This window comes from Kribbella sp. NPDC050470 (assembly GCF_044458365.1).
GTDB lineage: Bacteria > Actinomycetota > Actinomycetes > Propionibacteriales > Kribbellaceae > Kribbella.
Genome location: NZ_JBITHV010000002.1, coordinates 438,896 through 451,531 on the forward strand (window position 1 = coordinate 438,896; position 12,636 = coordinate 451,531).

Genomic DNA, 12,636 nt, shown 5'->3' on the forward strand with positions numbered 1-12,636 from the left:
TCCAGCTCAGCCCTAACAACATCAGTCCCGCATCACCCCCTGGCCCAGGAGGGTTCTGCTTCAGCAGGCCTGTCCTGGCCAGGGGGTGATGGCGCCTTCCTTGCCCCATTTGCGCCTCCACAGACCTCGGCGACGAGTGAGCGGAACCACTGGTGAGCGGGATGGGCCTGCAGCCGTTCGTGCCAGACCAGCTTGTAGATCAGCTTCTCGGTCTCGAACGGCAACGGGCGGACCACCAGGTCGTGTTGCTCGAGGATGGTGCGGCCCGGGCCATCGATGAAGCCGCTCGGCACGCAGGTGAGCAGATCGCTCTCAGCGACGATCCGCAGTGCGTCGGCGAAATGGTTGACGACTGCGACGATCGCTCGCGTGCGGTCCTGCAAGCTGAGCCAGCCGTCCACCGCGCCGAGGTCGGTCCCGGATGGCGTCACCAGCACGTGCGAGGCGGCGGCGAAGTCGTCCAGGCTCATGCTGCTCGTCAACGGATGGACGCTCTTCATCACACACATGTATTGGTCTGTCCGTAGGCCGCGCGCGTGCATGCCGCGGGGAATCGCCGGGAACATGCCCACGGCACAGTCCAGCGTGCCGCGCTCGATCCCGTCCAGGGAGCCGGCGTTCGTGTGCAACGAGAAGGCGATGCGGGCGTACGGCGCCGTGGACCTGAGCTTCAGGGTGATTCCGCGGACTCCCTCTGCGGCGAGGGGATCGGTGACAGCGAGCCGGAAGGTCGTCGGGTCGGCCCGGGGATCGAAGTTCTCGGGTGCGATCGAGGCCCGGATCACGGCGAGGGATCGATGCAGCTCCGGCCACATCGCCAGCATCCGTGCCGTCGGCTGGACACCGTTGGCGACCTTGAGGAACAACTGGTCGTTGGTGAGCTTCCGCGCCCTGCGGAGGGCATTGCTGACCGCCGGCTGGCTCATCGACAGGTTCGCCGCGGCACGGGTCACGTTCCGCTCCAGCATGATCGCCTCGAGAACCACGAGCAGGTTCAGATCGATGCGGGCGTTATTCATGTGGTTGATGATGAACCCCCTCGACTCTCTATTGGACGGTCGGGGTGACTGGGCTCACGCTATCAGCACGAACTCGCATGAAACCGGCTTACTCGAGACCGGCTCGACAGCGGGCCGACCGGTTTCCACGACGCCCTAAGGATTCTTCACATGAATGATGTTCCTGCTGGAGACGTGCTCCCGAAGCTGACCGGAAAGATCAGCCACGAGCGCATCCGTCTTCTCCGGACGCCTCGGCCGCCGCTAGGCGTCATCGAGGGCTTCCAGCGCCTCGCGGACGCGACCAGCGTGGTCTCGGACATCATGGACGAGCTCGGGATCACCGGCGTGGTGGGCGCCTCGGTCCTCAAGCCGACCCTGCCGACCGCCAAGATGGTCGGACCTGCGCTGACGGTGCGAAACATCCTCCAGGCCGAGCACGTGTACGAGACCGCCCGCGGTCACGTCAACCGGATGGCGGAGTTCGAGGCACACAACCTGGCGCTGCCCGGTGATGTCGTCGTCATCGACGGCGTGGCCGGCATCTCCAACATGGGTGGGATCTCGGCACAGACCGGAAAGCGGCAGGGCGAGGCGGGTGCCGTCGTCGCCGGCGGCATCCGCGACCTCGGTCACTCACGGCGGGTCGACTACCCGATCTGGGCCGGCGAGATCACCCCCGTCACGGGCAAGTGGCGCATCGAAACGGTGGAGATCAACGGCGACGTCCAGATCGAGGGCGTTCGGGTCTCCCCCGGCGACATCGTCGTCGCCGACGAGACCGGCGTCTGCTTCATCCCCATCCTGCGGGCAGCCGAGGTGCTGGCACTGGCCGTGCGGAAGGCCGCCCTCGAGGAGCGGAAGCTGGCCGCGATCGAAGCTGACACCCCCGTTGCCGATCTGCCGACGAATGCGTGACGCGATGACCGATGCCGGCCGGAAACTGCGGATCTCCATCCTCGACGACTACCAGGACGTCGTCCGGACGCTCGACTGCTTCAGCAGACTACGCGGGCACGACGTCACGATCTGGAACGACTCCGTTGCCGACTTGGCTGTGCTCGCCGAGCGCCTGGCCGACACCGAGGTGTTGGTGCTCCTGCGGGAACGGACCAAGGTCGGAGAGCCACTTCTGAGCAGGCTGTCGAAACTTGAGTTGATCAGCCAGAACGGCCACGTGCCGCACATCGACCTCGCCGCCTGCACCCGGCACGGCGTGCTCGTGTCCTCGGCCCTGACCTCGCGGCCGTCGTACCCGACCGTTGAGCTCACGTGGGGCCTGATTCTGGCCGCCATGCGCAACATCCCGTTCGAGAGCGCGGCGCTGCGCGCGGGCCGCTGGCAGTCCACGATCGGGGCGGGCCTGCACGGCCGGACGCTGGGCATCTACGGCTTCGGTCGCCTCGGCTCGATGGTGGCGCGGATCGGCGCGGCCTTCGGGATGGACCTGCTGGTCTGGGGACGGCAGGGATCGCTCGACCGGGCGACGGCGGAAGGGTTCCCGGTCGCGCAGAGCAAGGAGGCTTTGTTCGAGGACTCGGACGTGCTCAGCCTGCATCTCCGCCTGAACGCAGACACCATCGGCCTGATCGGTCCCACTGAGCTGGCCTTGATGAAGCCGACAGCGCTGCTCGTCAACACCAGCCGGGCGGAGTTGATCCGACCGGACGCGCTCGTCGCCGCCCTCCGCGCCGGCCGGCCGGGCAAGGCAGCGATCGATGTGTTCGAGCACGAGCCACTGACCGATCCGAACAACCCGCTCCTGCAGTTGCCGAATGCCCTCTGTACGCCGCACCTCGGCTACGTCGAGCGCGACAACTACGAGTTCGCCTACGGCAACGCCTTCGACCAGGTCGTGGCCTTCGCCCAGGGCACCCCGATCAACGTTCACAACTCCGAGGTGCTGACGCAGGAGGATCCGAAATGAAGCTCGAGCTCGACGGGAAGGTCGTACTGGTCACCGGCGGCAGCAAGGGCATCGGTCTCGCCTGCGCCCGCGCCTTCGGCAGCGAAGGGGCTCGTGTCGCGATCGTGTCGCGCAGCACCGCCAACCTCGAGGCCGCGCAGGAGATGTTGGCCACCGACGGTATCACCGTCACGACGTTCTCGGCCGATCTGTCGGACGTGACAGCGGCGGAGCAGGCAGTCGCGGCAACCGAGGAGCAGGTCGGGCCCATCGACGTACTGGTCAACTCGGCCGGCGGGGCCACGCGAGTACCTCCGGATGAGCTGACACCCGACAAGTGGCGGGTGGCGATGGACGCCAAGTTCTTCACGTACATGAACGTGATGGACCATGTCCTCCCGCGGATGGTTGCCCGGCGCAACGGCGCGGTCGTCAACATCATCGGCACCGGCGGCAAGGTCGCCTCCCCGATCCATCTCCCCGGCGGAGCCGCGAACGCCGCACTGATGCTGGCCTCCGCCGGGCTGGCCGCGGCGTGGGGCCACGCCGGCGTACGCGTCAACGTGATCAATCCCGCGGCGACCATGACCGACCGGGTCCAGATGTCCCTGGCGGCCGAGTCGCGCATGACCGGGAAGTCCCCCGAGGAACTGCTTCGGCGAAACCAGCAGCGGATCCCGCTCGGGCGGTACGCAAATCCCGACGAGGTGGCCGACGCGGCGGTCTTCCTGTGCAGCGCACGCGCGTCGTACGTGACCGGTGCCTCGCTCACGATGGACGGAGGTCTGACACCACTCGTCGTGTGAGGAGGGATGAGTACGAGAGATCATCACAACTTGGAGGCACCAGCATGTTCAAGTGGTACCGCGAGCTGACGAAGCGCGAGCGCAACACGTTCTGGGGATGTTTCGCCGGATGGGCAGTTGACGCGATGGACGCGCAGATCTTCAGCTTCGTCCTCCCCGTGCTGATTGCGACCTGGGGAATCACCACGGCGGAGGCCGGCTATCTGGCCACCGCGACGCTCCTCTCAGCCGCCGTCGGCGGCTGGGCGTGCGGCTTCCTGGCCGACCGTTACGGACGCGTCCGCGTCATGCAGTTCACCATTCTCTGGTTCGCAGTGTTCACGTTCATCGCCGGCTGGGCGCAGGACTTCGAGCAACTGATCGTCATCCGTGTGCTGCAGGGCCTCGGCTTCGGTGGTGAGTGGGCCGCCGGTGCGGTGCTGATGGGCGAGATCATCCGGGCCAAGCACCGCGGCAAGGCGGTCGGCTCGGTACAGAGCGGATTCGGCATCGGCTGGAGCGCCGCCGCGATCCTCGCCGGAGTGGTTCTGGCACACGTCCCGGAGGAGTACGGCTGGCGGGTACTCCTCATGATCGGCGTACTGCCCGGCCTGCTCGTCGTCTACCTCCGGCGCAAGCTCGAGGAGCCGGAGCTGTACCAGCACAACCGCGCCAGCCTTGCGGCGCAGGGTCACCGGCGTCCGGGGCTCGGGGCCATCTTCGGCCGGCAGACGCGGTCGACGACCATCCTGGCGTCACTCCTGGCCTTCGGCGTGATCGGCGTCGGCGGTGCCATCGTGAACTGGCTGCCGACCTTCATGAAGACTGTCCGGCACCTGTCGCCGAGTGCCTCCGGCTACTACGTCTTCCTGGTCACCGGCGGCTCCTTCTTCGGCTTCCTTGCCAGCGCTTACCTCGCCGACACCATCGGCCGGCGCAGAACCTTCCAGCTGTTCCTCGTCTGCTCGTGGCTGGTGACCGTCGGGTACATGTTCCTGCCGCTGTCCGGCTGGGGGCTGATCCTGATGGGGGTGCCGTTCGGCTTCTTCACCATCGGCAACTACGCCTCGCTCGGCCCGTTCTTCACCGAGCTGTTCCCGACCGCGATCCGCGGCAGCGGGCAGAGCTTCGCCTACAACTTCGGCAAGGCGGCCGGAGCGCTCGCCGTCACCTGCATAGGCATCCTGGCGCAATGGATCTCCCTCGCCGAGGCCATCGGCCTGATTGCTCTGGTGGGCTACAGCATCGCGATCGTAGCCACTCTGGTACTTCCTGAGACCAAGGGCCTCGAACTCGAGCCGGGCCTCGCGGCGGCGACCGAACGAGCGCCCGCACTGCCTGAGTAATCCGCTCTGCGACAGGAGCCGCAGGTCCCGGCACCGGACCGGCCACCGGACAGGAGGTGGCCGGTCCGGAACCATGCGACAACCCTCTACACCGCGATCCGAGGAGAAGATCGATGACCGTCCCGACATCCACAACCAAGCGCAAGAGTGTCACCGTCGACGGGCTCGCCCACCGCTACCCAGTGCCCAACGCAAGCCGGATCGGTGACCTGCTCGTCTCGGGTGCGATCCACGGCGTAAGCCCCGAGACACACGAGTTGCCGGAGGGGCTGGTCGCGCAGTGCGCAAACGTGTTCGCGAACCTACGCGCCGTCGTCGAGGCAGCCGGCGGCAGCACGGACGACATCATCAAGGTGACCGTCTACCTCCGCGACCGCGACAACCGGGACGCCCTGAACGAGGAATGGACCCGCATGTTCCCGGACCCCGCCTCCCGACCCGCCCGGCACTCACAGCCGCTGCTGATCGACGGACCCGCTCTGATTCAGTGCGACTTCATGGCAGTCCTCGGCCGGTAAGCATCAAGGGCCCGAGACCCGGTCCGGCCTCGGAACGGAACTCTCATCCGGCCGGTCGCCGGACCGCCGCGGCACACTCATGCTCGAGGCGCTGGCCGACGTCGATTCCGACGACCGCCGCGGTTCACGGCCATGGTGCGCCGGCTTTGCGAAAGTTTTGCACAAGTTCTGCATCCAGGTCGCGGCCGTCGGCGGAAGGACAGGCAAGAAGCTCGATTCCCAAGGAGGGATTTGCATGTCTGTTCGTCGATTCGCCGCCCTGGCAGCGACAGGTCTGCTCGCCGCCGGTGTGCCCGCCGTCGCGGTGACATCCGCTCAGGCCAAGCCGACAGCCGATGCTCACGTTTCGGTACTGCACGCAGTACCGGGCGCGACCGTCGACGTCTACGCGAACGGCAAGGCCCTGCTGACCAACTTCAGGCCCGGCACCCTCACCGACCCGGTTCGCCTGCCGGAGGGCAGCTACGACCTCAAGGTGACCGCTGCCGGCCAGACCGCGGCGCTCATCCAGGCCAACGACGTAGCCGTTCCGGGTGGAGCCAACATCACCGTTGTCGCACACCTCAGTGCCGCCGGGAAGCCGGTCCTGACGCCGTACGTCAACGACACCTCGAAGCTGGACCCCGGCCAGGCCCGGATCACCGTTCGGCACGACGCCGCGGCGCCCGCCGTCGACGTTCGGGCCGGCGGCAAGCCGGTGTTCGAGAACCTGGTGAACCCGAAGGAGGCGAAGGCCGACCTGCCGGCCGGCACCGTGAAGGCCGATGTCGTCCTGGCCGGCACCTCGACCGTCGCGATCGGTCCAGCCGATGTGAACCTCGAGGAGGGCACCAACACGATCGTCTACGCGTGGGGCAGCGCGAACGACAAGAACCTCAAGCTCGCCGTCCAGACGATCTCCGGCCTGCACGGCAACCCCTCCGGCGTCCCGGGCGGCACCGGCGGTCAGGTCGCGTCGGCCGACACGCCACTCTGGCTGGTCGGCGTGCTCGGCTTTGCCGGCCTGGCCGTTGTCGGAGCAGGTACGGCGGCAGTCCGAGTCCGTTCCCGGTCGTGACCAACCATCGTCGTGCGGCCGCCCTCGTGGTGGCCGCACTGACTCTTGTTCTCCTGCCGGGCTGTAGCCCTCCGGGCTCGACGGTCACAGCGTCGAAAGACAGTTCGAGGCCGAGCAGCCCGTCACCGAGCAGTACGGTTACGACCGCCGGCTCCGGCAGCAGTGTTCGCACGCGGTCGGCCACCCTGCCGACCGCCGAGCCATCGCCGTCGGCGCCGTCCCGGGTCGTCATCGAGGCGGCGGCACTGGACATCTCGGTGCGGCCGGTCGGCGTGGCCAAGGACGGACAGATGGAGCTGCCGCCGGACCCAAGGGTCATCGGGTGGTACCGCTTCGGTCCGGGACCGACGGACGATCAAGGCACGGTCGTGCTCGGTGGACATCTGGACAGCAAGGAGTACGGCGTCGGCCCCCTGGTCCGCCTTCGCCGTCTCGACCGGGGTGACCTCATCACCGTGCGTTCGGGCGATGGTTCAACTGTCCGATATCGAGTGCGGCAGGTCGACGACATCGCGAAGAAGAAGCTGCCTGTCGACCAGCTCTTCGCTCGGGAGGGACCACCTGTTCTGAAGATCGTGACCTGCGGTGGCCCCTACGACCGCAACGACGGAGGATACCGCGACAACCTGGTCGTAACGGCGACTCCCGCGTGATCCAGCCGGCTCGAGGCGAGCCGCCCAGCGATCTCCATCCGCCCAGGCACTGAGCTCGGTCGACGATCGGTGCCCGGCGGCGTGCAGACGAGCGCCGCGACTACTTCTTCGAAGTCTGCAAAGACCGAGCTTCATCAAGTCTCACTCTGCTCTGGAGAGCCACAGTGTCTGGTTCGCGTTGGTACTTGAGGTCTCGCCTGACCGCGCTCCTCGTCGTGGTGGCGGGCATCGTGTTCGCCACTGCGGTGTTGCTGGTGCCTGCAGCGGACGAGGCGTCTCCGCGCTCGAGTACAGGCCTCGCCACCTCGGCGGAGTCAGCTGAGGTCGAGCAACTCCGTACTCAACTCCCCGCATCGGATGCCACGTCGGCCCTGGTCGTATTCAGTCGGTCGGATCAAGCAGCACTCAGCCCGACGGACCGAGCGGCTGCGCAGGAGAAGGCCGGCAGTCTTGGCTCCCGAGTTCCGCTGCAGGTGTCACAGGACGGCCGAGTCGCGCTCGCGGTCCTGACCCTGCCTGCAGCGGACGACGAAGCCACCGCCCAGAGGGTGGACTCCATCCGGGCAGACCTGTCCGGTCTGCCCGACGGACTCTCGGCGGACGTCACCGGACCTGCGGCCTTCACCACGGACCTGACGCGGGTCTTCGACGGCGCTGACGCTCGGCTGATCCTGGTCGCGGCCGGTGTCGTCGCCGTACTGCTACTCCTCACCTACCGAAGCCCTGGTCTGGTTCTGATACCGCTCCTGGTCGTCGGCTTGACAGAGCAGGTGACGAGAGGCGTCTCCGAGCAGGTTCTGTCCGGGCTCGGGATCCCGAGCGGCGGGCCCGTCACCGGTATCGTGAGCGTGCTCGTTTTCGGTGCCGCGACCGACTATGCCCTGCTCCTGATCGCCAGGTACCGCGAGCAGCTTCGGGCCTCGGAGCAGCCCTTGGATGCGATGAGAATCGCAGTACGGCGCGTGTCCGAACCGATCCTGGCCAGCGGCGGCACGGTGATCGGCGCGCTCGCGCTTCTCCTGCTCGCAAGCACCGAGACACTGCAAGGCATCGGAATCGCCTGCATCATCGGCATCACGTTCGCGGTGGTGTCGGGACTGGTCATCCTGCCCTCGGCACTCGTCCTCTTCGGCCGCCGAGTGTTCTGGCCTCTCATCCCACGCACAGGCGACCCGGCCACCGAAGGCAAGCTGTGGGGACGTCTCGGCCGCGGTGTGGCGCGCCGGCCGGCGACGGTTCTGCTGCTCTCGACCCTTCTCCTGGCTGGGCTCGCCCTCGGAACGTTCGACGTACGAACCGGTCTCGCGCAGAACGAACAGTTCCGGGCGGAGCCTGAGGCGGTCCGCGGCGCGAAAGTCCTGGCCAAGGCGTTCCCGGCCGGCGCCACCGAGCCGCTGATCGTCGTCGGTCCCGCCGACAGGGTGGACAGCATCGCCCGAGCCTTGACCGGGGTACCCGGCGTTGCCGACGTACGGCCGGGAAGCCGTGACGACCGGCTCGCCCAGTACGACGTCATCCTCGAGACCCAGCCTGGCACCGAGGAGTCGTCGGCCACGGTGCGCGAGCTCCGCGACCGACTCGACCAGGTCGACGACCGAGTCCTGGTGGGTGGTGGACCCGCCGAGAGCGTGGACGTTCAGCAGGCGGATCAGCGTGACCGGCTGCTGATCATGCCGTTGATCCTGCTCCTCGTGGGCCTCGTACTCATTGCGGTCCTCAGATCTTTGGTGGCTCCGTTACTGCTGCTGATCACCGTGGTCGCCTCCTTCTTCGCCAGCTTCGGGGCGAGTTGGCTGTTGTTCGACCACGTTCTCGGCTTTCCGGCACTCGACGGTTCAGTCGTCCTGCTGTCGTTCCTGTTCCTGGTCGCGCTGGGCGTGGACTACAACATCTTCCTCAGCACCCGCGCTCGTGAGGAGGCTTTCGAGTCCGGCACTCGCGAGGGCATGCAGACTGCGCTCCGGGTCACGGGTGGCGTCATCACCAGCGCAGGTCTGTTGCTCGCCGCAGTGTTCGCCGTTCTGGGGGTCCTGCCGCTGATCACCCTGACCCAGGTCGGCGTCATCGTCTGCGTGGGCGTACTTCTCGACACTCTCCTCGTGCGGACTGTCGTGGTCCCGGCGTTGGCATTCGTCCTGGGCGATCGCTTCTGGTGGCCAGCTGTGCCGCGCCGGGGATCCGCCGCAATCCCTGGCGAGTCCGCGCATCCGGTCGCGGCGGTTGCAGAGAAGTAGTTGTCGAGAGCGGCGGCAACGAGGCCGCCGCCGACCGTCCGAAAGGTTGTCCGATGCGAAACACCACCCGACGCCTGACTCGCTACCTGACCGCCGCAGCGGTCGCCGTGGGAATGCTCGCAACCAGTGTCATCGCCTCCGCGGCACCGGCCGGTGCCACCCGCCCGTTGGGGACGAAGAGCTTGGCCAGCGTGCTCGCAGCCGACGGCGACACCTTCGATCGCAACTGGAACGACTACGACGTCCTGACGCAGGCGGTCGGCGCCGTTCTCGCCGCGAAGCCGAACAGCCCGGTCAAGGTCCTGGCCGACGGAACGGTCCGGTTGACGGCGTTCCTGCCCAGCGATCGCGCGTTCCAGCTCCTCGCCAAGGATCTGACCGGTAAGACGTACCGCACCGAGGCCGAGCTGTTCAGCGGCCTGGCCGGGCTCCTCGGCGTGAACACGATCGAGTCGGTCCTGCTCTACCACGTCGTCCCCGGGGCCACGATCGACAGCAGGACCGCCCTGCGGTCCGACGGCGCCAAGCTCACGACTGCGCTGTCCGGCGGCACCATCAAGGTCGACGTGCTCAGCAAGCGCTGCCGTCTGATCAGGCTCGTCGACGCGGACCGGAACGACGCCAACCCGCTGGTCAACCCGTGGGCACTGGACATCAACAAGGGCAACCGGCAGATCGCCCACGGCATCTGGCTGGTACTCCGCCCGCTCGACATCTGAGTGCCCGGTGTCGCGGTCGTGCACCATCGAGTGCATGACCGCGACGCCACACGGCGTGACTTGGGTAACTCCTGACATCGGCGCGCATCCGCGTGCACTTCTTCTGCGGAAGGTACAGGCGAAGAGCGCTTTGCCGAGGAGAACCCTGATGACCGGCTGCTGCCGCCGACCCCCGCTGGTGGGAAGGCGGCTGCATGCCGCGGTTTCGCCGGTGCTACCAGGACCGTACCGGTGAACCCTCTCCGGGCGGTGGACCGCCTGCGGCTGGAGGGCTCCGATCCGGCGCGCCCTCGCCGTCCGAGATCGCGAAGGGCTTCGCCGACGGCCGCGAACAGAGCCTCGCGGATGCGTACGCGCGGTGGTCCAGCCTGGTCTTCACCCTCGCATTCCGGACTCTGGGTGATCGTGCGGACGCTGAGGATGTCACTCAGCAGGTGTTCGTCTCGGCGTGGCGCGGCCGCGCAACCTTCGACCCCGGCTCAGGTTCACTGGGTGCCTGGCTCACCGGTATCACCCGGCACCGGATCGCGGATCGGCTCGCCGCCCGCAACCGCGATCAGTGAACGGCGAAGCATCTTGCGGCTCGCCTTCTACGAAGACCAGACACAGCCGCAGATCGCCGAAGCACTCGATCTGCCGCTGGGCACGGTCAAGAGTCATGTCCGCCGCGGCTTGCTGTCACTACGCGACCGGTTGAGGGAGGTGCACGGGTGACGACGCATCTTGATGACGAGCTCCTCGCGGAGTGGGCGCTCGAAGGAAACAGTCCGGATCCCGGCGCCGCCGATCATCTCCAGCACTGTGCTCGCTGCCGTGACAACCTCGCCGAGTTGCAGTCCGTGGCAGACCTGGCAGCAGGACTTCCCCGCCTGGAGAATCCATCGCCGGATCTGTGGCAGCGTGTCCGCGGCGAGGTGAATCTTCTCGTCGGCGACGAGGAGTCCGTCGCTGGACCTGAGCCGCACGCGGCCGCACCCTCGCCGCACACACGCACCGATGGGGCGAGCGCGCGAACCAGAAGATTCGGGCCGAGGTGCGCTCGCCTTGGCCGCGAGCGTGGCGGCGCTCCTCGGTCTGGGCGTCGGCGTCGCCGGCACCCTCGTGCTGACCGATCGCGAAGACACGCCCACCAAGGTCGAGGCGATGATCAGGCTCGAACCGCTGACCGGCAGGGTGGGGGGCGGTACGGCGGATCTCGTCCAGTCCTCGGCCGGGAACCAGTTGAAGGTCGATGCGTCCGGCCTGGACGCGACCAGCGGATTCTACCAAGTGTGGCTGATCAACGCCGACGGCAAGCGGATGGTGTCTCTCGGCATCCTGAACCCGCGAACCGGTGGCACTTTCCAGATCCCCGCTGGGCTCACCAGCCAGGGTTACCAGATCGTCGACGTCTCCCTGGAGCCCCGCGACGGCAACCCTGAGCACTCGCACGACAGCATCATCCGCGGCACTCTCCCGAGCTGAGCATCAATTGCCGGTCCCGGTCGTTTTCGTGCCATCGTTGAGTCATGCGAGCGTCGGATGCGCCGATCGATCGGACCGAACGGGTCGCGACCGTTCTGCCGGTTGGGCAGGTGGCGCGGCTGCTGGACATCCCTGCGGTGACGCTGCGCACGTGGGATGCGCGCTACGGTGTCGGTCCGTCCGCCAGGACATCGGGACTCCATCGCCGGTACACGCCCTGGGACATCGACCGGCTGCGCCGAATGCAGCGTCTGATCGCCACCGGGATCTCCGCAGGCGACGCCGCGCAACTGAGCCTCCAGGACAGCTTGCCGGCCGCTGCCGTGGACCAGGACCGCCGCATCGCCGAGCTCGCGGAGTCGGTCGCGGTCGACGAGCTGGCTGGTGTCCTCGACGACTACCTGATGACGCACGGCGCGGTTGCAACGTGGACGGAGCTGGTCTCGCCGGCGTTTCGGATCCTGGAGGAGCGTTTCGGCCGGCTCGGTGATTGCACCGACATCGAGATCCTGCTTGCGGATGCGGTGCAGGCCGCCGTCGCGCGCTACCTCGACCGGCGCGTGCTGAAGTCGGGGGCCGGTCGTCCGGTGCTTCTCGTGCAGTGTCCTGAGGAACGCCATACCTTGCCGTTGACCATGCTGAAAGCGTCTCTGCTCGAAGTCGGTCGACCGGTCATCCTGCTGGGCTCGGACGGCACCGACCGCGCCGTGCTGCAGTCAGTCACCCGATCCAAGCCGCGCGTCGTCGTACTCTGGGCTCTCGTCCGCCGCCCGGGGCAGCTGCGTCTGCGCAACCGCATCGAGGCCGCCGGTTGCCCGGTGCTGCTCTCCGGGCCCGGCTGGCCGGCCTCGGCCGAGCCGCTCAACGACCTGCCTTCGGCTGTCGACCGGCTGACGAAACGGCACCGGTTCACGCGGAACGGCGGCTGAGCCGCCTACGGAGGCGTGGTTCTCCCG

15 protein-coding genes are annotated in these 12,636 nt (G+C 67.5%); 13 read left to right on the plus strand and 2 right to left on the minus strand.

Translation table 11 applies throughout. From position 1 onward, the window contains the following. Window positions 1-32: 32 nt before the first annotated feature. Window positions 33-1,019, minus strand: coding sequence for a LysR family transcriptional regulator (locus tag ACIBGM_RS06685; protein WP_360531359.1), 987 nt, complete (start codon window positions 1,017-1,019; stop codon window positions 33-35). 150 nt (window positions 1,020-1,169) lie between these two features. Here ACIBGM_RS06685 and ACIBGM_RS06690 point away from each other — a divergent pair, with 150 nt between their 5' ends. The 11 genes from ACIBGM_RS06690 (at window position 1,170) to ACIBGM_RS06740 (ending at window position 10,930) form a co-directional block, all read left to right on the plus strand. Next, window positions 1,170-1,916 carry a hypothetical protein gene (locus tag ACIBGM_RS06690; protein WP_360531362.1) on the plus strand — a complete coding sequence of 249 codons (747 nt, stop codon included), beginning with the start codon at window positions 1,170-1,172 and terminating at the stop codon, window positions 1,914-1,916. Continuing rightward, window positions 1,909-2,925, plus strand: coding sequence for a D-2-hydroxyacid dehydrogenase family protein (locus tag ACIBGM_RS06695; protein ID WP_396384719.1), 1,017 nt, complete (start codon window positions 1,909-1,911; stop codon window positions 2,923-2,925). The genes ACIBGM_RS06690 and ACIBGM_RS06695 overlap by 8 nt, the downstream gene beginning before the upstream one ends. Then, on the plus strand, window positions 2,922-3,710 hold the full coding sequence (locus ACIBGM_RS06700) for an SDR family oxidoreductase (RefSeq protein WP_360531369.1): 789 nt from the start codon (window positions 2,922-2,924) through the stop codon (window positions 3,708-3,710). Before ACIBGM_RS06695 ends, ACIBGM_RS06700 begins: the two co-directional genes overlap by 4 nt. 44 nt (window positions 3,711-3,754) lie before the next feature. Continuing rightward, window positions 3,755-5,035, plus strand: a complete 1,281-nt coding sequence (locus ACIBGM_RS06705; RefSeq protein ID WP_360531372.1) for an MFS transporter — start codon at window positions 3,755-3,757, stop codon at window positions 5,033-5,035. A 113-nt stretch (window positions 5,036-5,148) separates the two neighbouring features. Then, window positions 5,149-5,553 carry a RidA family protein gene (locus ACIBGM_RS06710; RefSeq protein WP_360531375.1) on the plus strand — a complete coding sequence of 135 codons (405 nt, stop codon included), beginning with the start codon at window positions 5,149-5,151 and terminating at the stop codon, window positions 5,551-5,553. 235 nt (window positions 5,554-5,788) lie between these two features. Next, window positions 5,789-6,610 (plus strand): DUF4397 domain-containing protein, encoded by an 822-nt coding sequence (locus ACIBGM_RS06715; RefSeq protein WP_360531378.1) that lies wholly within the window; start codon window positions 5,789-5,791, stop codon window positions 6,608-6,610. Further along, window positions 6,607-7,263, plus strand: a complete 657-nt coding sequence (locus tag ACIBGM_RS06720; protein WP_360531381.1) for a class F sortase — start codon at window positions 6,607-6,609, stop codon at window positions 7,261-7,263. Before ACIBGM_RS06715 ends, ACIBGM_RS06720 begins: the two co-directional genes overlap by 4 nt. A gap of 185 nt (window positions 7,264-7,448) precedes the next feature. After that, window positions 7,449-9,497, plus strand: coding sequence for an MMPL family transporter (locus tag ACIBGM_RS06725; RefSeq protein WP_360531383.1), 2,049 nt, complete (start codon window positions 7,449-7,451; stop codon window positions 9,495-9,497). Window positions 9,498-9,550: 53 nt separating this feature from the next. After that, window positions 9,551-10,216, plus strand: coding sequence for a fasciclin domain-containing protein (locus ACIBGM_RS06730; protein WP_360531386.1), 666 nt, complete (start codon window positions 9,551-9,553; stop codon window positions 10,214-10,216). A gap of 194 nt (window positions 10,217-10,410) precedes the next feature. Further along, window positions 10,411-10,779: a sigma factor gene (locus ACIBGM_RS06735; RefSeq protein ID WP_396384720.1), complete on the plus strand. Its 369-nt coding sequence runs from the start codon at window positions 10,411-10,413 to the stop codon at window positions 10,777-10,779. Continuing rightward, window positions 10,709-10,930, plus strand: coding sequence for a sigma factor-like helix-turn-helix DNA-binding protein (locus tag ACIBGM_RS06740; protein WP_360531392.1), 222 nt, complete (start codon window positions 10,709-10,711; stop codon window positions 10,928-10,930). Before ACIBGM_RS06735 ends, ACIBGM_RS06740 begins: the two co-directional genes overlap by 71 nt. On the opposite strand, the gene ACIBGM_RS06745 is transcribed toward ACIBGM_RS06740, so the two are convergent. Next, window positions 10,873-11,181 (minus strand): hypothetical protein, encoded by a 309-nt coding sequence (locus ACIBGM_RS06745; RefSeq protein ID WP_360531431.1) that lies wholly within the window; start codon window positions 11,179-11,181, stop codon window positions 10,873-10,875. The genes ACIBGM_RS06740 and ACIBGM_RS06745 overlap by 58 nt on opposite strands. Before the next feature lie 79 nt (window positions 11,182-11,260). Here ACIBGM_RS06745 and ACIBGM_RS06750 point away from each other — a divergent pair, with 79 nt between their 5' ends. Together ACIBGM_RS06750 and ACIBGM_RS06755 are read left to right on the plus strand one after the other, a co-directional pair. Next, on the plus strand, window positions 11,261-11,680 hold the full coding sequence (locus tag ACIBGM_RS06750; RefSeq protein WP_396384721.1) for an anti-sigma factor: 420 nt from the start codon (window positions 11,261-11,263) through the stop codon (window positions 11,678-11,680). Window positions 11,681-11,790: 110 nt separating this feature from the next. Next, entirely contained in the window at window positions 11,791-12,609 is an 819-nt protein-coding gene (locus ACIBGM_RS06755; protein WP_360531397.1) for a MerR family transcriptional regulator, read from the plus strand. The last annotated feature ends 27 nt before the right edge of the window (window positions 12,610-12,636 follow it).